General features: G+C 72.1%; 17 protein-coding genes. 8 read left to right on the plus strand and 9 right to left on the minus strand.

The window, feature by feature from the left end:
* Window positions 1–43 precede the first annotated feature (43 nt).
* The 4 genes from MFF24_RS21620 (at window position 44) to MFF24_RS21635 (ending at window position 2,382) form a co-directional block, all read left to right on the plus strand.
* The gene (locus tag MFF24_RS21620) at window positions 44–232 is read left to right on the plus strand and encodes a hypothetical protein (protein ID WP_108939388.1); all 189 of its coding nucleotides are present in this window, start codon (window positions 44–46) and stop codon (window positions 230–232) included.
* A gap of 536 nt (window positions 233–768) precedes the next feature.
* Window positions 769–999, plus strand: a complete 231-nt coding sequence (locus MFF24_RS21625; protein ID WP_238227483.1) for a hypothetical protein — start codon at window positions 769–771, stop codon at window positions 997–999.
* A 68-nt stretch (window positions 1,000–1,067) separates the two neighbouring features.
* Window positions 1,068–2,114 (plus strand): cysteine synthase A, encoded by a 1,047-nt coding sequence (locus MFF24_RS21630; protein WP_238227492.1) that lies wholly within the window; start codon window positions 1,068–1,070, stop codon window positions 2,112–2,114.
* Between the two features lie 112 nt (window positions 2,115–2,226).
* Window positions 2,227–2,382, plus strand: a complete 156-nt coding sequence (locus MFF24_RS21635) for a DUF3309 family protein (protein WP_108939392.1) — start codon at window positions 2,227–2,229, stop codon at window positions 2,380–2,382.
* A gap of 16 nt (window positions 2,383–2,398) precedes the next feature.
* Here the strand turns inward: MFF24_RS21635 and MFF24_RS21640 are convergent, their stop codons facing one another.
* The gene (locus tag MFF24_RS21640) at window positions 2,399–3,850 is read right to left on the minus strand and encodes a S1 family serine peptidase (RefSeq protein WP_238227495.1); all 1,452 of its coding nucleotides are present in this window, start codon (window positions 3,848–3,850) and stop codon (window positions 2,399–2,401) included.
* A 223-nt stretch (window positions 3,851–4,073) separates the two neighbouring features.
* Between MFF24_RS21640 and MFF24_RS21645 the strand changes: the two genes are divergently transcribed.
* From MFF24_RS21645 to sugE, 3 genes are all read left to right on the plus strand, one after another.
* Window positions 4,074–9,380, plus strand: a complete 5,307-nt coding sequence (locus MFF24_RS21645) for an alpha-2-macroglobulin family protein (RefSeq protein ID WP_238227496.1) — start codon at window positions 4,074–4,076, stop codon at window positions 9,378–9,380.
* Window positions 9,381–9,384: 4 nt separating this feature from the next.
* Entirely contained in the window at window positions 9,385–11,499 is a 2,115-nt protein-coding gene (gene pbpC / locus MFF24_RS21650) for a penicillin-binding protein 1C (protein ID WP_238227498.1), read from the plus strand.
* Window positions 11,500–11,650: 151 nt separating this feature from the next.
* Window positions 11,651–11,971 carry a quaternary ammonium compound efflux SMR transporter SugE gene (gene sugE, locus MFF24_RS21655; RefSeq protein ID WP_166058853.1) on the plus strand — a complete coding sequence of 107 codons (321 nt, stop codon included), beginning with the start codon at window positions 11,651–11,653 and terminating at the stop codon, window positions 11,969–11,971.
* 9 nt (window positions 11,972–11,980) lie between these two features.
* Here sugE and MFF24_RS21660 read toward each other — a convergent pair whose 3' ends face one another.
* Genes MFF24_RS21660 through MFF24_RS21670 form a run of 3 tightly spaced genes read right to left on the minus strand, consistent with a single transcriptional unit; the run spans window position 11,981 to window position 15,626 of the window.
* The gene (locus MFF24_RS21660; protein ID WP_238227500.1) at window positions 11,981–12,772 is read right to left on the minus strand and encodes a helix-turn-helix domain-containing protein; all 792 of its coding nucleotides are present in this window, start codon (window positions 12,770–12,772) and stop codon (window positions 11,981–11,983) included.
* A gap of 50 nt (window positions 12,773–12,822) precedes the next feature.
* Complete coding sequence (locus MFF24_RS21665; protein ID WP_238227502.1) at window positions 12,823–13,458, minus strand: class GN sortase; 636 nt, start codon at window positions 13,456–13,458, stop codon at window positions 12,823–12,825.
* Window positions 13,455–15,626, minus strand: a complete 2,172-nt coding sequence (locus tag MFF24_RS21670; protein ID WP_238227515.1) for a marine proteobacterial sortase target protein — start codon at window positions 15,624–15,626, stop codon at window positions 13,455–13,457. The genes MFF24_RS21665 and MFF24_RS21670 overlap by 4 nt, the downstream gene beginning before the upstream one ends.
* A gap of 245 nt (window positions 15,627–15,871) precedes the next feature.
* On the opposite strand from MFF24_RS21670, the gene MFF24_RS21675 reads away from it, so the two are divergent.
* Window positions 15,872–16,480 (plus strand): histidine phosphatase family protein, encoded by a 609-nt coding sequence (locus tag MFF24_RS21675; RefSeq protein WP_238227517.1) that lies wholly within the window; start codon window positions 15,872–15,874, stop codon window positions 16,478–16,480.
* A gap of 87 nt (window positions 16,481–16,567) precedes the next feature.
* Here the strand turns inward: MFF24_RS21675 and MFF24_RS21680 are convergent, their stop codons facing one another.
* From MFF24_RS21680 to MFF24_RS21700, 5 genes are all read right to left on the minus strand, one after another.
* Window positions 16,568–17,299 (minus strand): hypothetical protein, encoded by a 732-nt coding sequence (locus tag MFF24_RS21680; protein ID WP_238227519.1) that lies wholly within the window; start codon window positions 17,297–17,299, stop codon window positions 16,568–16,570.
* A 64-nt stretch (window positions 17,300–17,363) separates the two neighbouring features.
* Entirely contained in the window at window positions 17,364–18,377 is a 1,014-nt protein-coding gene (locus MFF24_RS21685; RefSeq protein WP_238227521.1) for a nickel/cobalt transporter, read from the minus strand.
* Entirely contained in the window at window positions 18,368–19,033 is a 666-nt protein-coding gene (locus MFF24_RS21690; protein WP_238227522.1) for a DUF1007 family protein, read from the minus strand. Before MFF24_RS21690 ends, MFF24_RS21685 begins: the two co-directional genes overlap by 10 nt.
* Window positions 19,034–19,263: 230 nt before the next feature.
* Window positions 19,264–19,731 (minus strand): cytochrome c-type biogenesis protein, encoded by a 468-nt coding sequence (locus tag MFF24_RS21695; RefSeq protein ID WP_238227525.1) that lies wholly within the window; start codon window positions 19,729–19,731, stop codon window positions 19,264–19,266.
* Between the two features lie 104 nt (window positions 19,732–19,835).
* Complete coding sequence (locus tag MFF24_RS21700; protein ID WP_238227527.1) at window positions 19,836–21,836, minus strand: heme lyase CcmF/NrfE family subunit; 2,001 nt, start codon at window positions 21,834–21,836, stop codon at window positions 19,836–19,838.
* Between the last annotated feature and the right edge of the window lie 35 nt (window positions 21,837–21,871).

Below are 21,871 nucleotides of genomic sequence, written 5' to 3' on the forward strand. Positions count from 1 at the left end.
CGTCGCCTCACAGCCGGTTCCGGCACCGGACGGGAGACGATCCGTGACGAAGCCAGTCGCCGAGACCAAACCCGCGAGCGGCACGCCGCCGCTGAGCCCGAGCGTACGCCGCCACCTCGGCAAGAGCCTGCGCAGCCATTACGCCGACAGCCTCACCGAGCCGGTCGGCGAACGCCTCGAAACCCTGATCGGCCGCCTGGACACGACGCAGGGCCGGGCGACGCGACCCTGATCGTCCCAACACGGATCTCGCACGATCCCGACACGCCGAAAGTCCCGGCCGCGCAGGGGCGACCGGGGCGTTCAGACCTCACGGTGCGGATGTGGTTCGAGGCGCGGCGCGCTCAGTCGAGGGCGACGGCGACCAGTGAGAACAGGCCGGCCAGCAGCAGGTTGCAGGCGATGAGGACGACGACCGTCATGGATGGGCTTCGCGGCTGAGAGGAAATCGGGCAGGCGTCGAGGGCGGCGGATACCGCCGCGTGGAGAGCGTCTAGCGGGAGAAGCTTGACGGAGTGCTCATCCCGCCCGATTGCGGCGGCGGCGCGGCCCAATTCGCCGAAAACGATGCAGGAAGATCACAGAACCCGTCCTGCGCGGCCGTGCTTGAACCGGTCCTGAACCGAGCGGCAACACATGCTGCCGTGCGGCCACAGTCGCCAGCTTGCCGAAAAACGGTTCACTGTTTTCCGTGCACCCCCGCAATATTGCCAAGATTTGGTTAACGGATTAAACTCGTGACGTCCCGTTTCGAGACAGGATCCGGCCATGATCTCCCTGAACGAGACCCTCCTCACCGCCGCCGGCCTGTTCGGTCTCGGCGCCGCCGCGGCATCGGCCGGCACGGCGGAGCTGCGGGCCATCCCAAGCTTCTCCGCGGACGACGACGCGCCGCTGGCCGAGGGAAGAGATCGGTCGCCGGAGGAGGCCGAGGCGGATGATCCCTTCTTTACTGCGGTCGCCGACGCCCTGCGGGAGGCGGGCTACCTGGATTCCTGAAAATCCGTTGGTGTAAGCCTGCCTGATCCGCCGCCCCGCGCGGACGTCCAGGAAGGCCGCTGTCCCGCATGTCCCGCTCCTCCGCCGTCTCTCCCGACGTGCTCGCCGCCATCGGCGGCACGCCCCTGATCCGGCTGCGCCGCGCCTCGCAGGAGACCGGCTGCACGATTCTCGGCAAGGCGGAGTTCCTGAATCCGGGCCTGTCGGTGAAGGACCGGGCGGCGCTCTCGATCGTGCGGGATGCCGAGGCGCGCGGCCTGATCCGGCCCGGCGGCACCATCGTCGAGGGCACGGCGGGCAATACCGGGATCGGGCTGGCGCTGGTGGCGTCCGTGCGCGGCTACCGCACCGTCATCGTCATCCCTGAGACGCAGTCGGCGGAGAAGAAGGAGACCCTGCGGCTGGCCGGCGCCCGGCTGGTCGAGGTGCCCGCCGTCCCCTTCTCCAACCCGAACAACTACGTCCACGCTGCCCGCCGCCTCGCCGAGCGGCTGGCGGGCAGGGAAGCGGCCGGCGCCTTCTTCGCCGACCAGTTCGACAACACCGCCAACCGCCGCGCCCATATTGAGGCGACCGGCCCCGAGATCCTCGCGCAGACCGATGGGGCGGTCGACGGCTTCGTCTGCGCGGCGGGCACCGGCGGCACGCTGGCGGGCGTGGCCGAGGCGCTACGGGCGGCCAAGCCGGGGGTGAAGATCGCGCTCTCCGATCCCGAGGGTTCGGCGCTCCACGCCTATTACAGCACCGGCACGCTGAAGGCCGAGGGCTCCTCGATCACGGAGGGGATCGGCCAGGGCCGCGTGACGAAGAACCTCGAAGGGTTCACCCCCGATCTCTCGTTCCGGATTCCGGACACGGAAGCGCTCGGCATCATCTTCGCCCTGATGCGCGAGGAGGGCCTATCGCTCGGCGGGTCGTCCGGCATCAACGTCGCGGGCGCGATCCGGCTCGCCCGGGAACTCGGGCCCGGCCACACCATCGTGACGATCCTCTGCGACGGGGCCGCGCGCTACGCCTCGAAGCTGTTCAACCCCGCCTTCCTGGGCGAGCGTGGCCTGCCGGTGCCCGGATGGCTCGCCGAGACCGGAGGCGCCCTGCCCGATTGGCGGGCCTGAGGCCCGACGATCCTCGGATCAGATTCGAGCCGGCTGAACGAAATCGCCGGCAGAAGCGTTGCTGTGGGCGCTCAGGCAAAGGGGTCTGGGCGGACCGGAGAGGCTTCCGCCGATGACCATCACCACCATCCTCCTCATCCTGCTGATCCTGCTGCTGTTCGGCGGCGGCAACTTCTACGGCGGCGGACGCTTCCGCGGCCCCGGCTTCGGGCTCGGCGGCATCCTGATCATCATCCTGATCGTCCTGCTGGTGACAGGCCGAGTCTGAGGCCCGGCCCAGCCCCTTACCGGGTGCAGGTGATCGCCACGACCGCGCCGAGAACCGGCGCCGCCGCCCCGCCCAGCGTGGTCGCGGCGCCCTTCGCGGGACCCGTGCCCGCCCCGGCCGGCACGCCGCTCTCCGCCAGGAACGCTGCCACGGCCTTCCCCGGCACGATGCCGTAGCGCGTCGGCGGCATCACCCCGGCGATCAGGCGGGGAGCAGCGGGAAAGCGGGCGACGAGTCCGACGAGCCGGCCCGCCCGGTCGAGCACCGGCGCGCCGCCTGCGCCGGGCTGAAGCGGGGCGTAGACGCCCTCGACCGCGGCGCTGGCGGGGGCGACGCTCGGGCGTCCCTTGGCCTGAGCACCGAGCACGAGCAGCGCCTCGCCCTCACCCACCGGTTCGGTGCGCAGCGGCGGCGGCGCGCCCGCGAGCCCTTCGGCGGACAGCAGCGCGAGGCTGCCCGCCGCGTCGCGCCGCTCGATCCGCGCCGTCACTCCGCCGATGCGAGGCGCGCCGCAGGCATCGAGGGCAGAGGCCGCCGTCAGCACACGCCCGCCGCCGAGGAGAAGGCCGGTCGCGGCGGGACGCGCCTCGACCTGCGCGCCGGGCAACGGTGCGGCGGGCGCGGCCGCCAGACCGGGGGCGGCCGGGCGCGGTGCCGGGCCGGCGACAGCGGGTGCCGCGGCAGCGGGTGCCCCATCGGGAAACGGCGTGAAAGTGTTGGCGATCGCGATGACGAGACGGTCGACCGTCACCGACACGCTGCGATCGTAGCCGATGGTGAAGCCGCGGATCCCCGCTAGCCCCTCGGCGTAGCGGATGTAGGAGCGCCCGCCCGCCGTCTCGGCGGTGATGACGATGAAGTCCGGCTTCTTCAGCTTGTAGGTGACCTTGCGGCCCGGCATCGCGGCGGTCGCCCGCTCGAACAGGGCGTCGAGGCTGGTTTCCCCTTGCGGGAACGACTTGGTGTCGAGAGTCACCCGCCCGTCGGCGCTCTGCCAGCGGCTGCCGCCGGGGATCGCACTCTTTTTCGGCAGCAGCGCCTCCGGCACGCCGACCACCGCGCCGCTCGCCGGATCGGGCTGGACCTTGAAGCGCGCGGCCCGGCGCGCCGCCTCCGCCTCGCGCTTGAGCGCGATCCGCTCCGGCGGCGTGAGCAGGCCGGTCGGCGCCGCGCCGGTGCGGGTCTGGTAGGTCTGAATTCCCTCGAAGCTGCGCTTGCCGAAGGCGCCGGTCGTCACACCGTTGTAGTCGCCGGTCCAGACGAGCGCGTCCTGCAGGCCCTGCCGCTCCGCCTCGGGCAGGGCCTCGAAGGCCGCCCGCGCCGCCTCGAAGGCGGGATCGGGCGCGGGCGGGACCGAGGCGGCGGGTTTCGGCCGCGGCAGAGCGGGCGGGGCCGGCACCTGGGCAAGCGCCCCCGTCGCGAAGCCGGCGGCGAGGAGAACCGGCAGGCCGGTGCGAAAAGCGTTCATCCGTCCTGTTGCCCGCCGTTCGATTCGAAGTGCCAGTGATGATGCCAGCGGGGATGGGCCGTCCACAAGTCGCGGCAGATCCGCCGGTAACCGGGCGTTCCGTGAGGCACTCCGAACCATCCCTCCGCCTCACGCGGAGTAAGCGTTGCGGCCGGCGCGGCAAGTGGTAGCTTGCCGGCCGCGGACGCCCCTGCTTCGGGCACCGGTCGGAGGAGACGAGCGCATGTCCCAAGGCAAGAGTCTCGGGCGCATCGGCGCGGCCTTGATCGGCGCGACGCTGCTCGGCGGGTCCGCCCTGGCGCAAGCCCCCGCGCAAGCCCCGCCCGCCAGATCGGCAACCGCCCCCGTCACGAAATCCTTCCTACGCGAGGCGCTGGCGAGCGCGGGCGTCCGGCTGGAGACCACGCTCAGGAGCGAGGCGCCCCCCGGCGCCAAGACCGCGGCGCAGTGGCGCCGCGAGGCGGAGATCGCGGCGCGCAGCGAGGGCGCCGAACCGGATGCCGAGCTGAACGCCTACGCCGCCGCGGTGGCCGCCGACCCGAGCGATCCTCGCAACTGGCTCGACTACGCGCGCGCAGCGAACGCGGCGGGCAACGACGAGGAGCGCTCCGATTACTCCGCTCGGTTTAAGCTGAAGAGCCGCGCGAGCGCCGCCGCCTATCAGGGCTACCTGCGCGCCAGAAATCCGGCGGACGAGGCGCGGGCGCTGGCCCGGCTCGGTGAGATCCAGGCGGCGCAGGCCGAGTGGCGGCCGGCGCTGGAGGCCTACCGCGCGAGCCTCGCGATCCGAGACGAGGCGCAGACCCGCGCGGCCTACGAGAAGCTGCGCGAGGAGCACGGCTTCCGCATCCTCGACTACAAGGTCGATTCGGACGCCGCCGCGCCGCGAGTCTGTTTCACCTTCTCGGAAAGCCTCGTCCCGAAGACCGATTACAGCCCCTACATCGCCGTCTCGGGCGCGACCAACGCCGCCGTCACGGCGGAGGGCTCCCAGGTCTGCGTCGATGGGCTCAAGCATTCCGAGCGCTACGCCTTCGTCGTGCGCCAGGGCCTGCCCTCGTCGGTCGGCGAGAATCTGCTGAAATCGGCCGATTACGAGGTCTACGTCCGCGATCGCTCGCCCCAGGTACGCTTCACCGGCCGCAACTACGTCCTGCCGCGTACCGGTCAGGCCGGTGTGCCGCTGATCTCGGTCAACGCGAATAAGCTCGATGTCGAGGTGCTGCGCATCGGCGACCGCGGCCTTCTGCCGGCGCTCCGCTCGGAGGAATTCCTGAGCCAACTCAGCGGCTCGACGGCCAAGACCATCGCCGACCAGAAGGGCCAGCGGGTCTGGAAGGGCACCCTCGACACGGCGAAAGCCGAGACCAACCGCGAGGCGGTGACCGCCTTCCCCGTGCTGCAGGCGGTCGGCAAGCTGGAACCCGGCCTCTACCTGATGCTGGCCAAGCCCACCGGCACCACGGACTCGTCGGAAGACGAGTACGGCGGCTACGAGACGCAGGCGACACAATGGTTCGTCGTCTCCGATCTCGGGCTCACCGCCTTCAAGGGCCGCGACGGCGTCCACGTCTTCGCCCGCTCGCTCGCCAGCGCCAAGACGGTCTCCGGCGCCGAGATCCGGCTCGTCGCCCGCAACAACGACGTGCTCGCCACCGCCAAGACCGACGGCCAGGGCCACGCCGCCTTCCCCGCCGGCCTCGCCCGCGGCGAGGGCGGTCTCGCGCCGGGCCTCGTGGTGGCGCAGGTCGGCGACGATTACGGCTTCCTCGATCTGGCGCTCGGCGCTTTCGATCTCTCCGACCGCGGCGTGAGGGGGCGGCCGGCACCCGGCGGGGCCGAGGCCTATGTGTTTCCCGAGCGCGGCGTCTATCGCTCCGGCGAGACGGTGCAGCTCACCGCGTTGCTGCGGGATCCGCAAGGAGCGGCGGTCAGTGGGTTGCCGCTGACACTGGTGGTGAAGCGGCCCGACGGCGTCGAGTACCGCCGTGCAGCGGTCGCCGACGAGGGGCTCGGCGGGCGCTCGCTCGCCCTGCCGCTGATGGCGGGAGCCATGCACGGCACGTGGCGCGTCTCGGCCTATACCGATCCGAAGGCGCCGCCCGTCGGCGAGGCGAGTTGGCTCGTCGAGGATTACGTGCCCGAGCGGCTGGAGGTGAACCTCACCACGAAGACGCCGACGCTGACCCGCGGCGAGCCGGCGGTCATCGATGTCGCCGCGCGCTACCTCTACGGCGCGCCGGGCTCGGGGCTCGATGTCTCGGGCTCAGTCGCGGTGCAGGCGGCGGCCAATCCCGGCATCAAGGGACTCGACGGCTTCTCCATCGGCCTCGACGACGAGGCGGTGGAGGCGACGACCGCCGAGATCGACGCCAAGGCCACCACCGACGCGCAGGGGCGTACCAGCCTCACGGTGCCGGTGCAGGAGGTGGCCGCCCCCCGCGCGTTGGAAGCAAAAATCACCCTCGCCGTCGGCGAGCCGGGCGGCCGGGGCTTAAGCCGCAGCGTCACCCTGCCGATCCTGCCGGCCCAACCGGTGCTGGCGATCCGGAAAAACTTCGGCGGCGACCTCGCCGAGAACGCGACCGCGACCTTCGACGTCGTGATGGCCGCCCCCGATGGCCGGCGGCTTGCGCAGGACGGCGTGGCCTGGACGCTCTCGAAGGTGGATCGGACCTACCAATGGTACCGCGCCGACGGGCGCTGGAGCTTCGAGCCGGTGAAGTCGAGCCGCCGTGTCGCCGACGGGCGCGTGGCGACCACGGCCGACGCGCCCGCACGCATCGCCGTGCCGGTCGGCTTCGGTCAGTACCGCCTGGAGGCCAGCGTGGCGGGCCAGCCGCAGGCGGCGGCGAGCGTCTCCTTCACCGTCGGTTGGGGCGGCTCGGAGACCGCCGACGTGCCCGACCTCCTCGACCTCACCCTCGACAAGCCGGCCTACGCGGCCGGCGAGCGGCTGCGCGCCCGGCTCGCGCCAAAATTCGCCGGCACCGCGACGCTGGCCATCGTCAGCGACCGCGTCCACGAGATCCGCGACGTAACGGTTTCCGAGGGCGGCACCAGCGTCGACATCCCGGTCAAGCCGGAATGGGGCGCGGGCGCCTACCTCGTCGCCACCGCCTACCGGCCGCTCGACCAGGCGGCCAAGCGCATGCCGGGCCGGGCGCTCGGCGTCGCGTGGTTCTCGGTGGACAAGGAGAAGCGCGGCCTCTCCGTCGCGATCGAGGCGCCGGAGAAGGTGCGTCCCCGCGGCACCCTCACCGTGCCCGTCAAGCTCGCCGGTCTCGCCCCCGGCGAGGAGGCGCGGGTGACGCTGGCGGCCGTCGATGTCGGCATCCTCAACCTGACCCGCTACGAGGCGCCGAACCCGTTTGCGTATTTCTTCGGCCAGAAGGCCCTCGGCCCCGAGATCCGCGACCTCTGGGGCTACCTGATCGACGGCATGCAGGGCACGCTCGGCGCGATCCGCTCCGGCGGCGACGGCGGCGCGACCGAACTCGCCGACGCCCCGCCGACCCAGGCGCCGCTCGCGCTCTATTCGGGCGTGGTCACGGTCGGCCCGGACGGCACGGCAAAGATCCCGCTGGAACTGCCCGCCTTCAACGGCACCGCCCGGCTGATGGCGACCGCCTGGACCAAGGCGAGGGTGGGCCAAGCCCAGGCCGACGTGATCGTCCGCGATCCGGTGGTGCTCACCGGCACCCTGCCGCGCTTCCTCAATGTCGGCGACCGCTCGCGCTTCTTCGTCGCCCTCGACAATGTCGAGGGGGCGGCCGGCGACTACACCGTCGATCTCGACCTCACCGGCCCCGTCGTGGTGGCCGGCGAGGCGGTGCGCTCCACGATGCGACTGGAGGCGGGCGCCAAGGGACAGCTCGTGATCCCGATCACCGCCGCCGGCCCCGGCACCGCCCGGCTCGACCTGAGCCTGACCGGCCCCGGTATCCAGGGCAGCGCCGGCCAGTCCTTTGCGCTCGGGATCAATCCCGGCACCGGCGCGCTGGTCCGCCGCGATGTGCGCCCGCTGGAGCCCGGCGCCGGCCTCGACCTGACGCCGGATCTGCTCGCCGACATCCTGCCCGGCACCGGCGCGGTGTCCGTCTCGGCCAGCCGCTTGGGGGGCATCGACGTCGCGGCCCTGCTGCAATCGCTCGACCGCTATCCCTACGGCTGCTCGGAGCAGATCGTCAGCCGGGCGATGCCGCTGCTCTATGTCAACGCGCTCGCGGCCGGCGAAAAGCTCGGCCTCGACGGCGGGCTCGACGAGCGGATCCGTGGCGCGATCGAGCGGGTCCTGGCGCGCCAGGATTCGAGCGGCGCCTTCGGAGCGTGGTCCACGGAGAATGCCGGCGATACGTGGCTGACTGCCTACGCCACCGACTTCCTCACCCGCGCCCGCGAGCGCGGATTCGCCGTGCCGCAGACCGCTTTCAACAGCGCGCTCGACCGCCTGCGTAACACGGTGGCCAACACCACCAACGTTGAGAACGGCGGGATGGATCTGGCCTACGCGGCCTACGTGCTTGCCCGCAACGGCCGGCCGGTGATGGGGGATCTGCGCTACCTCGCCGACACCAAGCTCGCCGATTTCGCGACACCGCTCGGCCGCGGACAGCTCGCCGCAGCCCTGGCTTTGCTGGGAGATCGCGGCCGTGCGCAAAAGGGCTTCGAGGCGGCGGTGCAGGCGCTCCAAGCCGAGCGCGACAAGGGCGTCTACCGGGCCGATTACGGCTCGCGCCTACGCGACGGCGCCGCCCTTCTGGCCCTCTCGGGCGAGTCCGGGTTCACTCAGGCGACGCTGCAGCCGGTCGCCGCCGTGCTCGGCCAGGAGCGGGCGGAGGGCCGCACGACCAGCACCCAGGAGAACGCCTGGATGGTGCTGGCGGCGCAAAGCCTCGCCAAGGAGTCCGACAGCCTCGCGCTGACCATCGACGGAAAGACCGAGACCGGTCCGCTGTCGCGGCTCTACCGGGCGCCTGCCCTGGAGGCGCGGCCGGTGCGGATCGTCAACGCGGGCCGCGAGGCGGTGCCCGTCGCAATCGGCATCCAGGGCAACCCGATCGCCCCGGAGCCGGCGGCCTCGCACGGCTTCACCGTCGAGCGCGGCTTCTACCGCCTCGACGGCGCGCCGGTGGATCTGGGCAAGCCGCTGCGCCAGAACGACCGCCTCGTCGTGGTGCTGAAGGTGACCGAGGCCAAGGCCAGCGCCGGGCGCCTGCTTCTGGTCGATCGCCTGCCCGCGGGGCTCGAGATCGACAACCCGAAGCTGCTCGATGCCGACGCGCTCTCGGGGCTGAGCTTCGCCAAGTCGGACGTGGCACTGGCCCACACCGAGTTCCGCGACGACCGGTTCGTGGCCGCCTACGACCGTACGCCGGAGCAATCGGCCTTCTTCTCGGCGGCCTACACCGTGCGCGTGGTCTCGCCCGGCACCTATGTCCATCCGGGCGCCAGCGTGGAGGACATGTACCGCCCCGAGCGGTTCGGACGCACCGCGTTCGGATCGGTCGAGGTGATGTCCGCGAAGTAGGAGCATGGCCTCCGGACAACATGCCCTCTCCCTGCACGCGGAGAGAGGGAGACGCATCGGCGCGGCTCTCGCTTTCTCCGTTGCCCTCGTCGCTCTGATAGCGGGCGCACTTTGGCGCTACGCCGCCACCCTCCCGCCCCTCGACCTCACCCAGGCGAAGCTCCGCTCCACCGTCATCCTCGACCGGAAGGGCCAGTTGCTGCGCCCCTTCGCCACCGCCGACGGGCGCTGGCGCCTGCCCGTCACCGCGGACGCGATCGATCCGCGTTACTTGGCCATGCTGAAGGCCTACGAGGACCGCCGCTTCGACAGCCATCCCGGCATCGATCCGGCGGCGACGGCCCGCGCCGCGTGGCAGTGGCTCGCCCATCGAAGAATCGTGTCGGGCGGCTCGACCCTGTCGATGCAGGTCGCCCGCCTCGTCGAACCACGGGCCGAGCGCTCGCTTGCCGCCAAGCTCCGACAGATGGTCCGCGCGGTCGAGTTGGAGCGCACGCTCGGCAAATCGGGCGTGCTCGACCTCTACCTCGCGCTCGCCCCCTATGGCGGTCCGGTCGAGGGGGTGCGGGCGGCAAGCCTCGCCTATTTCGGCCGCGAGCCGGCCCGGCTGTCGTTCGCCGAGAGCGCGCTCCTCGTCGCCCTGCCGCAATCGCCCGAGGCGCGCCGGCCCGACCGCTTCGCCGCCAACGCCCGGCGCGCCCGCGACCGGGTGCTCGACATCGCCGCAGCGCGCGGCGTGCTGACCGCCGCCGAAGCGCAGGCTGCCAAGGCCGAGCCGGTGCCAAGCACGCGCAAGCACTTCCCGGTGCTGGCAGCCCATGCCGCCGAGCAGGCCCATGCCGCCGATCCGGAGGCACGGGTGCAGCACCTCCCCCTCGACGCCCGCCTCCAGGCGAGCCTCGAGGCGCTGGCGGCCGAGCGCGCGGCTGCCACCGGCCCCGCGCTCTCCGCCGCGATCCTCGCCCTCGACAACCGCACCGGCGCGGTCCTCGCCCATGTCGGCAGCGCCGGCTATCTCGACGTCGCCCGCGCGGGCGCGGTGGATGCTACCCAAGCGGTGCGCTCGCCGGGCTCGGCGCTGAAACCCTTCATCTACGCGCTCGCCTTCGAGAACGGGCTCGCCCATCCCGAAACGCTGCTCGACGACCGCCCGGCGCGCTTTGCCGCGAGCTACGCCCCGGAAAACTTCGACATGGGGTATCGCGGTACGGTGACGGCGCGGGTGGCGCTCCAGCAATCGCTGAACCTGCCCGCCGTCGATCTTTTGGACGCCGTCGGCGCCGCCCGCTTCGTCGCCCGGCTGCGGGGCGCGGGCGCGACGATCCTGCTGCCGCGCGACACCGCGCCGGGCCTGCCGGTGGCGCTCGGCGGGCTCGGCATCACCCTGACCGACCTCGCCCGGCTCTATGCGGGGCTCGCCCGCGGGGGCAGCGTGCCGGCGCTCGCTCGGCGCCTCGACGGTCCGCCGGCCGCGCCCGAGCCGGAGCGGCGGGTCGCCGACCCGGTCGCAGCTTGGTACGTCGCCGACATCCTGCGCGGCGCCCCGCCGCCGGAGAACGCCCTGCCCGGCAGGATCAGCTTCAAGACTGGCACCTCCTACGGCTACCGCGACGCCTGGGCGGTAGGGTTCGATGCCCGCGTGACGATTGCTGTCTGGATCGGCCGCCCCGACGGCGCCTCGGTGCCGGGCCTCGTCGGGCGGACCCACGCCGCGCCGATCCTGTTCGACGCCTTCGCCCGGCTCGGCGGCGAGCCGGAAGCCCTCCCCCGCCCCCGCGACGCCCTCATCGTCGCGACGGCGGCCCTGCCCCCGCCGCTCCGCCACATCCGCCGGGACGCGCCCAAGACCTTCGCGGCGACGCTCGGCGTGCCGCTCAAGATTGCCTACCCGCCGGACGGCGCCCGGGTCGATCTCGGCCTCAGTGAGGGCGCGCAGGCCCGCCTCGCCCTCAAGGCGCTCGGCGGCCAGCCGCCCCTGACCTGGATGGTCGACGGTCTGCCCGTGGCCGAGGCGATGCGCCGGCAGTCGGAATGGAGTCCGGAGGGCGCCGGTTTCGCCCGCATCTCGGTGATGGATGCGGTGGGCGCCAGCGACAGCGTGGTGGTGCGGCTGGAATAGCGCAGCGCCTGCCGCCGTGCGATGGCACACGTGACTCCCGCGCCGCAAACTTTAGCTGAAAGCGGGAGAGGCAACGTCCTCGCCCCCACCTCCTCTGCGCAGTGGGGCCCAAGTCCGGGACGGCCCGGCCCATGAACCGCATGAGGCTACCGTGCCCTGGATCGTTCTCGTCGTCGCCGGTTTGCTGGAGGTCGTCTGGGCCTTCACGATGAAGCAGTCGGAAGGGTTTTCCCGCTTCTGGCCCAGCGTCGTCACCCTCATTGCCATGGTGCTGAGTGTTGTCTGCCTCGCATGGTCGATGCGCAGCCTGCCGCTGGGCACCGCCTACACGATCTGGACTGGCATCGGCGCTGTCGGCGCCTTCATCGTCGGCATCGCCTTCCTCGGTGAGGCGATGAACGCGACCCGGATCCTGGCGGCGGTGCTGATCGTCAGCGGTCTCGTGCTGATGAAGCTGTCGAGTCCAGCCTGAGAACGAGCATCAGCCCTCGCAGCCAGGAAACACCGCGAAGACATCCTCGCGCACGCGGGTGAGGATCTGCCGGTAGGCCGGTTCGCAGGCCATGCCGGCGGTGATGCGCCCGTACTGCGCCCCGTCGGCCAGCGCCCCGCGCTCCGGCACCAGGGCGAGCGGGCTCGCGGCGGGCGTGAGCTGCGTGCCGCGGCCGGAGAACAGGGTGGTGAGGATGCCGAACATCTCACCCTGGATCGTCGGCCGCCCGAGCACGGCGAGCCGGTACTGCCCCTGGAAGTTCGTGACGAGGTAGATCTGGCCCGACTGGTTCGGCACCGAGACAGTGCCGGACTGGGCGAAGGGCGCATCGAGCCGCTCGGCCTCGCGGAAGACGAGTCGAGCGTTGTCGGCGTCCCAGGCGATCTCGGTGCGGTAGGCGAAGATCGCCCCCGCCTGCCCGAAGGAGGGACGCAGCGTCAGGTAGCGTCCCTCAAGAAAGGCCACCGCCTCGCGGGTGTAGGAGCCGAACTCCTCCGGTGCATGGCGCGCCTTGTCCACGCTCGCCACCGGCGGCACGGCGATTGGGACCCTCAGGGGGAGGCCGAGCGCCTCTTCCAGGCGCAAGGTGGTCGCGAGGGTAAAGGGCCGACGGCCGGAGAGCGCCTTCTCCAGGGTCGAGATGCTGATGCGGGCCGCGTCCGCCAGCGCCTGCCGCGACATCCGGCGGCGGGCTAGCGCCTCGCGCACCGCCGCGGCGATGAGACGGCTCTGCGCATCAGGCAGCTCGGTCTCGGGAAAATCGGCCTCGATCGGCGGCATGATGCGGGTTCCGGACGGATCCGCACAGAACCGCACCGAGGCGGGAACCGTCAAGGTTCGGCGACCGCCTCCACCAGCAATCGTTCCGGTCCGGGCTTCACCGCATCGAGCGGCCAGCAGGTGGCGAGCACGAGGCGGCGGCCTGGCGCGTCGGGGTCGAGGCCGGAGGCGTCCCAGCGCACGACCCGCCGGCCGATGACGCGGAACCGCACGGTTCGCCCATCGCGGCGCACGACCTCGATCGGATCGCCCGCGGCAAGCTGGCCGAGGCTGCGGAACTGCGTGTCGCGGTGGGCGGCATAGACCGCAATGCCGGGCTCGCCCGCCTCCGGCGTGCCTTCGACATGGCCGGGCCCAAAGGCCAGCGCCTGCCCGCTCGATCCGGCGAGCGCCACGTAGCGCTCGTTCAGGCCCGGAAAGACGATGCGGGCGACCGGTACCGTGTCGGCCCAGGGCCAGGGGCGCTGGCCCATCCCCTCGGCGAGGCTCCGGGCGAAGGCGCGCTCCAGAAGCACCTGCGCCAGGGCAGCCTTGGCCGGGATCCAGGCGGCCTGCGCGAGCAGGACGAGGCCCGCCGCGACGAGCAGGAGGGCCGGCCAAGGGGCTGGCCAAGGGGCCGGCGAGGTTCTGACGCCCCACCGGCCGGGACGCCACGCGACGGCGTCCCGCTTCGCGATCGCGCTCATGCCGCGGCCCGGCGGCGGAGGAACAGGCCCAGGCCGAGCGCCAGCAGCAGGCCGCCGAGCCAGGCGCGGATCTCGAAATCCGTGGCGGTCTGCGGCAGCGCGACCGGCTGGGCGGCGGCGAGTTGGGGAGCCGGGGCGCTCGCGCGGCGCTGGCGCGGCGGTGGGGCAAGCGGCTGCGCCGCGCCCTCGCCGAACAGGCTCGCGAAATCCCATCCGGCCGGCAGGTTGAGCGGCAGCTCGGTGCTGACGAGGCGCGCGCCCTCGGGCCGGCGCGGGGTGGCGTCCACCGCCACCAGCGAGGTCAGGCGGGTGGTGAGCCCGTGGTCGAGGGCGAGCTGCAGGATCGCGGCATCGGCGGCGTCGGGCGAGAGCCGGCCGGTCAGGCGCGCCGTCTCGGCCTCGGCGATCTTCGCCCGCGCCCAGAGCTTGCCGATGCCGGTACCGGCCTGCGCCGCGTCGAGCGACAACACCGCCTGCCAGGGCTCTCCACCGATCCGCCCGGCGAGGGTGAGCGTCCCGCGCGCCTGTGCCATCCGGGCCGGCAGGGTGAGCGGCTCGCCGCGATAGAGGTCGGGCAGGCGGGCGGGGGTGGCGTCGACGCCGGGCTCGGAGAAGGTCGCAGTCAGGTCGGTGACGGCGGGGTTCTCCAGCTTCATCAGCAGGGCGCGCATCCGCTCGGTCACCTGATCGGGCGTGCCGATCTGGGTGAAGCTGCCCTGCCCGAGTTCGGCGGCGTGGCTCATCAGGTAGCCGTTCGGGGCCGAGCCGATGCCGACCATGAACAGCCGCGAGCGCCCGCGCTCCGCCGCGATGGCGGAAAAGATCTGCGCCTCGTTGCCGATGGCGCCATCAGTGAGAAACACGACCTGCCGCAGGCGGCCGGTCTCGCCGGGCGCCGCGTCCCGCAGCGCGGCGCGCAAAGGCGCCAGCATCTCGGTGCCACCGCTCGCCTCCAGGCTGGCGACGAAGCGCTTCGCCCGGTCGAGATGGGTCTCGTCGGCGGGGACAAGGTCGGGGAACAGCGTGTCGAAGCTGTCGTCGAAGCGGATCACGTTGAAGCGGTCGCCCGCGCGCAGCCGGTCGAGACCGATCAGCAGGCTCGCCTTGGCCTGGCGCATCGAGGCGCCGCCCATGGAGCCGGAATTGTCGATCACGAACACCACGTCGCGTGGCACGGAGGCGGCCGGGCTTGCCGCCGCCGGCGGAGTCACCACGGCGAGCACCGCCTCGCCCCCCGCAACCTGCTCGCGGAACAGGCCGAGAGCGGGGGCCTCGCCGGGGGCAGCGGTCCAAGTCAACTCGAAATCGCGGTCGGCCGCGGTGGCGCCGTCGACGAGCGTGATCCGGCGCTCGGCCTCCGACAGCTCCTCGACGCGGATCGCGTGGGTGGCGCTGCGCACCTGGCCCAGCGGGAAGCCGGCCTTGAGATCGATGGTGAGCTTCAGCGGGTTGACCGGCGTGTGGCGGGCCGGATCGAGCACCGGCGCCGCGATCTTGTCGCGGTCGGGGACGGGATCGGCGGCGGGGACGCCCTCCGCGACGGACCTCACCGCCGTCGGAGCGGGGTTGTAGCGCGGGGCGGCGACGGTCGGCAGGCGCAGGGCGTAGGTGCCGGCGGAAGACCGCACCGGTTGCTGGTACTCGATCTGCACCAGAACCGTCTCGCCGGGACCGATATTGGCGACCGCGTTGGTGAACAGGTTGGGCCGCTGCTGCTCGGTGAGCGCGGCAGCCTTGCCCTCGGCCTTCGCCGCCTCGTAGGCGCGCCGCGCCGCCTCGCGCTCGCGGATCTCGGCGACGATCACCCGGTCGCCGACCACGAGCTTCATCGTATCGACCGCCGCATCCTCCGGAAGCGGGAACAGGTAGGTGCCCTCGACCCATTCGGCGGTGGTGTTGCGGAAGGCCTGGGTGATCGTCGCCCGCGCGGTGGGGCCGCTGACAGTGATCGCGGCATCCGCTCTGAGGCGGGGCGCCTCGACCGGCGCGCCACCCTCGGAGCGCAGCAGCAGCGTGCCGCTGCCGTCCCCCGCACGAGCCGGTGCGATGCCGGCAACGAGGGCGAGCAGGAGGGCGATCAGCGGGCCGAGCAGCAGGTTGCGCGTCAGGCCCGGCGCCGGGCGCGCGAGCGGCGTCGGATGATGCGGGGACAGGGGGATCGGGAGCATGGGAGCCTCCATCGGCGGATGCCGGCCGGGCGGCCGGTTCCTGCCAAGGCTCCTCCAGTGACGGCCGCGCCGCCACGGGACGCTTTGCCCAGCTTCGGCCCCGCCCCGCACCAGGCTTGCGACCGATGTCCGGAAAGCGGCGCAGTTCGCCGCCTCAGGTGACGCTTCGTCCGGATCGGTGCGGGAACCGGGCGCGGCGTCGCGGCCCGCTGTTCGGCGCGCGGGAACCGCCTACATCGGGGCCCATGTCACGCCTCTCCGAGCCCTCCACCCGCATCGTCTGCATCCGCCACGGCGAATCGACCTTCAACGCGCATCACGAGGCGACGGGGCGCGATCCCGGCCATATCGATGCCCGCCTGTCCGAGCGCGGCCACGATCAGGTCGCGGCGGCCCGCAAGCGGCTCAGCGACATTCCCTTCGAACTCGTCGTCACCTCACCGCTGACCCGGGCGCTCCAGACCACCGCCGGGATTTTTTCCGACCACCCGGCCCGGCCCGATGTGCTGGTCGAGGTGCTGCACCGGGAATGCCAGGAGAGCAGTTGCGACATCGGCCGGGCCGCCTCGGTGCTGGCGCGGGAATTTCCGGCCTTCCGGGTCGATCACCTGCCCGAGACATGGTGGTACGCGGACGGAGAGGCCGGGCCCGAGGGTTGGCACGTCGAGCCGCGAACCCTGTTCGACCAGCGGGTCTCGGGGTTTCGCGATTGGCTGCGGGCGCGGCCGGAGCGGACCATCGCGGTCGTCGGCCACTGCACCTTCTTCTACCACCTGACCGGGCGCTGGCTCGCCAACTGCGAGTCGCTCGACGTCGATCTCGCGGACGAACCGCTCCCGCGCGCCTACGGCTGATACGGTCTCCGCTTGATCAGTGCGGGGAGCGTATCAGCAAGCCGGCGCGGCGCTTGAGCGATACTCAAATCTGCCATCCCGAAGGGATCAAACGGATTTGGTATGAGTCCGGGCCGCTTCGAGGCGGTCGCGGGCGGAGACGAGATCGATCGCAGGCGCCTGCCGGCCGATGCCGAGCGCGCCGTCGAGGATCGTCAGCGCGATCCGCCATGTTCCCTCCGTGAAGGGAGCGGCGCCCTCCGCCACCTCGGCGGCGCTGCGCGGATCGGTGAAGGCGCGCAGGGCCGCCGTAGCGGTGCGCGCGGCGGCGGCGGCGCGGGCACCCGCGATCCAGGCGTGGCGGCCGGCGGCGGCGTAGGCGAGCGTGCCGCCCTGCATCTCTGCGGCGCGCAGCGCGACCATGGCCGATTGCGCGTCGGAGGCCGTCTCGCAGCGGGCGGCGAGCGCCGGCAGGCCGGCCGCGTCGAGGAGCGGGGGCAGGATGCGGCGGGCACTCTCGAGCGCGAGGAAGGCGGTGCGGGCGGCCTCGATCGCGGGCGCATCCGCTGAGCCGGAGAGCCGCAGCACGAAGGCCATCAACCCCTGACGCTCGGCTTCCGGCATGGCATCGTTGAGTCCGAGTGCGTAGGCCGCGAGCGGACGCGAGAAGCAGGGCGGGCAATCCTCGGTGGCCGTGATCGCCCGGTAGGGCAGCCCCGCCGCGACCATCGCCGCCTCGTTGATGCAGGTGCCGCCGTCCGGACCGGGGAAGCTGTGCGACCCCTTCAAGAGCCGCCAGTTGAGGATGGGCGCGAAGGCGTCGAGGGCGTGGTCGCTCAAGCAGGGCTCCTCCCGATCCGGAGGGGAAGCTTGCACGGCTTCACGGGGCTTGGCGAGGGGGCGTTTAGCCACCCAAGCCCGTGGCCAGTCCGGAGAGCATCGCGACCCCGAGCACCAAGACGAAGGCCCCTGCCAACAGTTCGAGCCCGCCCACCGCGACGGCCCCGGTCTGCCCACGTCCGCCCGCGAGGCGCAGCGCCAGCGCCTTGGCGAAGACGGCGAGACTTGCCAGCGCGCCGGTCGTCAGCGCGGTGCCGAGCGCCATGGCGAAGGTCGCGGCGATGCCGGCGGCGAGCATCCCCTGCGCGGCGCAGAACACGAGGATCAGCACCGCCCCGGCGCAGGGGCGCGAGCCCGCGGCGAGGACGACGCCCGCCCGCTCACGCCAGCCGCCGAGCCGGTCGAGGGCGGCGGCATCCGTCAGGTGCGCATGGCCGCAGCCGGGTCCGCAGGCCTCGGCCGGGGTATCACTGACGAGACCGGCGAGCCGCCCGGCCTTGCGCCACGTCACCGCGGCGCCGAGCGCCGCCACGAGGGCGAAGCTCACGGTCTCGATCAGCGTGCCGGCCCGCGTCATCCCCGAAGCGGTCGCCTTGAGGATGAAGACGCCGACCCCCACGATGGTGATGGCCACGAGAGCCTGAAGCAGGGCCGCGGCGGCGCTCAGGGCGAAGCCGCGCCGGAGCGTGCGCTCGCCCGCCACGATATAGCCGGCGATCACCGCCTTGCCGTGGCCGGGTCCGGCGGCGTGGAACACGCCGTAGGCGAAGCCCATCACCACGAGCGGCGTCCAGGGGCCGCCGGCCTTCAGGGCCGTCACGGCGGCGCGGAGATGGCTCGAAAAGTTGGATTGCACCGCGAGCAGCCAGCCGCCGAGCCCGGTTGCAGTCGGAGCCGCCTCGCGAAAGCCAATGCCAAAGGGCGAGCGCGGCGGCGGGGCGGCCACGGGCCCGAGCGCCGCGGCGACGGCGGCGAGGAGGCCGGCGGCGGCCAGCACCGCCACGGCGGCGAGCGCCAGCCCGAGCGGCCATCGACTGCCCGTTGCGCCTCCGGGGCGCAGGGCGGCGGTCAGGGACATGCGACGATGGCCCGGTTGGCGAATTGCTCGCCGTAATTCGAGGCGGTGGTGAGCGCCTCGAACATCGCCTCCGTCATCGACTGGCCGGCGGACGCGACCGCGGACTCGGCGTTCTTGGCCCGCGTCACCGTCATGCTGCAACCGGGGGCGGCGCCGGCCAGGCGCACCGCATCGGCTCCCTCGGCAAGGCTGAAGGCGATGAAGTAGGTCGGATCGTAGACTTCGACCGCCGCGACGCCCCTGCCCTGGGCAACGGGGGTCTTGAGCGGCAGCAGGAAGCTGAGGGTGAGCTTGCCGCCCTCCATCGCCATCCGCGCCTCCTGCGGCTCGGCGAAGGCCTGCTCCTTGCCCGCCACCTTGAGCTTGGTGAAGTAGGCGAACTCGGCGAGATTGGCCGCTTGCTCCTTGGCCGAGCCCTGAAGCTCCTCGGGCGAGAGCGTGCCGTCGCCGTTGGCGTCAAGCCCTTGCGTTAGGAAGGCGGTGTATTCAGGGTCGAAGGTCCAGGCATGGCGGATACCGGTGACACGGCCCGCCTCGTAAGCGAGCTCGGCCTTAGCCGTGATCCAGACATGAGGGTGGGCGAGGGCCGGCGCCACGGCGGCGAGGCCGAGCGCGGCGGCAAGAGCGAGACGTCTGAGGAGGGCGGCGATCGGCATGGCGCGCGGGGTGAGGCTCGCTGCGGGTCGGACGGTGACGACGTTGCCGATGACCCTGCCCGGACGATCGGGCGAAAGCAGGGCGTGCCGGCCCGGACGATGCGCTTGCTTCCTGTCTCTGCATCGTCTTGTTCCGAAAGCTGGTGGCCACCTTTCGGGACGATGCGCACGCTCCTTGTCTTTGCATCGTCTTGTTCCGAAAGCCGGTGACCACCTTTCGGGACGATGCACTATGGCCGCTTGAGCAGCGCCTCGACCTCGGCCTTCTCCGCGGCGGACAGGTCGTCGGTCTTCGGCGTGCGGCGGCGCGACAGGCGCCAGATGCCGAAGGCGCCCAGCCCCACCGCAAGCAGCGGGCTCAGCCAGAGCAGCAGCGTGTGCCAGCCGAAGACGGGGCGCAGCAGCACGAACTCGCCGTAGCGGGCGACGACGTAATCGACGACCTGACCGTTGCTGTCGCCCTCTTTCAGCCGCTCGCGCACCAGCACGCGCAGATCCTTGGCGAGCGGCGCGTCCGAATCGTCGATCGACTGGTTCTGGCAGACGAGGCAGCGCAGACCTTCCGAGATCTGCCGCGCCCGCGCCTCCATGGCAGGGTCCTTCAGCACCTCGTCCGGCTGCACGGCGAGCGCCGGGAGAGCGAAGAGGCTCAGGGTAAGCGCGACGGAGAGGACCAACCGACGATGATCATATCTCATCGTCGGTTGCCCCTGCGACGGCGGGGCGGCGGTCGTCCGCCGGACGCTCGGACCAAGGCCATCGGTCATGGTCCGAGCCGCACGATCAGAAGAGCGAAGCCGGGTCATTCGGCGGGCACCGCGGAGGGGGGCAGCTTGGCGCGCGCCTTGACCGGGGCGCCGACGCGCATGCGCCGGTCGGTGAGCGAGAGGCCGCCGCCCGCCGCCATGATGAGCGAACCGATCCAGATCAGCAGCACCAGCGGCTTGTAGTAGAGCCGCATGCCGATCGAGCCGTCGGGCATCACTTCGCCGAGGCTGGCGTAGATCTGGCTGACCCCGACCGTCTTCAGGCCGGATTCGGTCACCGTCATCCGGCGAGAGGGGTAGAAGCGCTTTCCGGTCTCGGTCGTGCCGACATAGTCGCCCGCGCGGTTGCGCAGCGTCAGGAAGGCGGTGGTCTCCTCGTAGTTCGCGCCCTTGGTCGGGCCGACCCGGTCGAGGGTGGCGACGTAGGGGCCGGAGGCGACCTGTCCGCCCGGTCGGATCGTGGCCAGCCCCTCCGTCGCCCAGCCCTGCCCGGCGATGCCGAGGACGACGACGCCGACACCGGCATGGGCCAGAGCCGTGCCCCAGGCCGAGCGCGGCAGGCCGATCGCCCGGCGCCAGGTCGTGCCGAGGTCGTGCGTCCGGTTCTGGCCGTAGCCGCGGGCTCGCGCCCAGATCTCCAGCGCCGAGCCGATGATGAGGTAGGCGCCGAAGCCGAGGCCGACCGGCGCCATGACGGGACCGCCCCAGGTCCAGGCGGCGGCGGCCAGGCCCACGACGAGCGCCACCGCGAAGGCCGCGAGCAGGCGCTGCGCAGCCGCGGCGGCATCCCCCCGCTTCCACGCAAGCGCCTGCCCGAACGGCACGATCACGAGGAGCGGCAGCGCCAGCGGGATGAAGGTCCAGTTGAAGAAGGGAGGGCCGACCGAGATTTTTTCACCCGTCAGCATCTCGAGAAGCAGCGGGTAGAGCGTGCCGACGAACACCGTGGCGCAGGCGGCCACCAGGAACAGGTTGTTCATCACCAAGGCCCCCTCGCGGGAGATCGGCGCGAACAGGCCGCCCTGGCGCAGGCTCGGCGCGCGCCACGCGAACAGGCTGAGCGCCCCGCCGATGAACAGGGCGAGGATCGCGAGGATGAACACGCCGCGGCTCGGATCGGAGGCGAAGCTGTGCACCGAGGTGAGGAGCCCCGAGCGGACGATGAAGGTGCCGACCAGTGAGAGCGAGAAGGTGAGGATGGCCAGCAGGACCGTCCAGACCTTGAGCGCGTCGCGTTTCTCCATGACGACGATGGAGTGCAGGAGCGCGGTGCCGGCGATCCAGGGCATCAGCGAGGCGTTCTCGACCGGGTCCCAGAACCACCAGCCGCCCCAGCCGAGCTCGTAATAGGCCCAGTACGAGCCCATGGCGATGCCGAGCGTCAGGAAGCTCCAGGCGATCAGGGCCCAGGGCCGCACCGCCCGCGCCCAGACCGCGTCGATGCGGCCCTCGATCAGGGCCGCGACGGCGAAGGCGAAGGTGACCGAGAAGCCGACATAGCCGAGGTAGAGCAGCGGCGGATGGATCGCGAGGCCGAGATCCTGGAGCAGCGGATTGAGGTCGTTGCCCTCCAGCGGCGCGGGGGCCACGCGGGCGAACGGGTTCGACGTCATGATGATGAACAGCACGAACACGAAGGTGACGCTCGCCTGCACCATCAGCGTGTTGGTGCGCAGCACCGGCGGCACCGAATTCTTGGCGGTGGCGACCCAGGCGCCGAACAGGGCAAGGATCAGCACCCAGAGGAGCATCGAGCCCTCGTGGTTCCCCCAGACGCCGGAGATCTTGTAGATCAGGGGCTTGGCGGTGTGCGAGTTCTCGACGACGTTCTGGACCGAGAAGTCCGAGGTCACGTGCGCGTAGGTGAGCGCGCAGAAGGCGAACAGGATGCAGGCGAAGGTGCCGAGCGCGGCAGGCCCCGCCACCTCGCGCAACGCGGCATCGCCCGAGCGGGCGGCCCAGGCCGGCATCACCGCCTGCACCAGGGAGAGCGCCAGCGCGAGCGCCAGCGCGTAATGGCCGATCTCGACGATCACCGGCGGCTCCCTCGCGCGGATTCGGTCCGGATGGT

Origin of the sequence: Methylorubrum aminovorans, from assembly GCF_022179725.1 — a bacterium.
Classification (GTDB): Bacteria; Pseudomonadota; Alphaproteobacteria; order Rhizobiales; family Beijerinckiaceae; genus Methylobacterium; species Methylobacterium aminovorans.

Coding starts and splice junctions, on each gene's coding strand:
- MFF24_RS21625 (WP_238227483.1), top strand. CDS start 769: ATGATCTCCCTGAACGAGACCCTCCTCACCGCCGCCGGCCTGTTCGGT.
- MFF24_RS21630 (WP_238227492.1), top strand. CDS start 1,068: ATGTCCCGCTCCTCCGCCGTCTCTCCCGACGTGCTCGCCGCCATCGGC.
- MFF24_RS21635 (WP_108939392.1), top strand. CDS start 2,227: ATGACCATCACCACCATCCTCCTCATCCTGCTGATCCTGCTGCTGTTC.
- MFF24_RS21640 (WP_238227495.1), bottom strand. CDS start 3,850: ATGAACGCTTTTCGCACCGGCCTGCCGGTTCTCCTCGCCGCCGGCTTC.
- MFF24_RS21645 (WP_238227496.1), top strand. CDS start 4,074: ATGTCCCAAGGCAAGAGTCTCGGGCGCATCGGCGCGGCCTTGATCGGC.
- pbpC (WP_238227498.1), top strand. CDS start 9,385: ATGGCCTCCGGACAACATGCCCTCTCCCTGCACGCGGAGAGAGGGAGA.
- MFF24_RS21660 (WP_238227500.1), bottom strand. CDS start 12,772: ATGCCGCCGATCGAGGCCGATTTTCCCGAGACCGAGCTGCCTGATGCG.
- MFF24_RS21665 (WP_238227502.1), bottom strand. CDS start 13,458: ATGAGCGCGATCGCGAAGCGGGACGCCGTCGCGTGGCGTCCCGGCCGG.
- MFF24_RS21670 (WP_238227515.1), bottom strand. CDS start 15,626: ATGCTCCCGATCCCCCTGTCCCCGCATCATCCGACGCCGCTCGCGCGC.
- MFF24_RS21675 (WP_238227517.1), top strand. CDS start 15,872: ATGTCACGCCTCTCCGAGCCCTCCACCCGCATCGTCTGCATCCGCCAC.
- MFF24_RS21685 (WP_238227521.1), bottom strand. CDS start 18,377: ATGTCCCTGACCGCCGCCCTGCGCCCCGGAGGCGCAACGGGCAGTCGA.
- MFF24_RS21690 (WP_238227522.1), bottom strand. CDS start 19,033: ATGCCGATCGCCGCCCTCCTCAGACGTCTCGCTCTTGCCGCCGCGCTC.
- MFF24_RS21695 (WP_238227525.1), bottom strand. CDS start 19,731: ATGAGATATGATCATCGTCGGTTGGTCCTCTCCGTCGCGCTTACCCTG.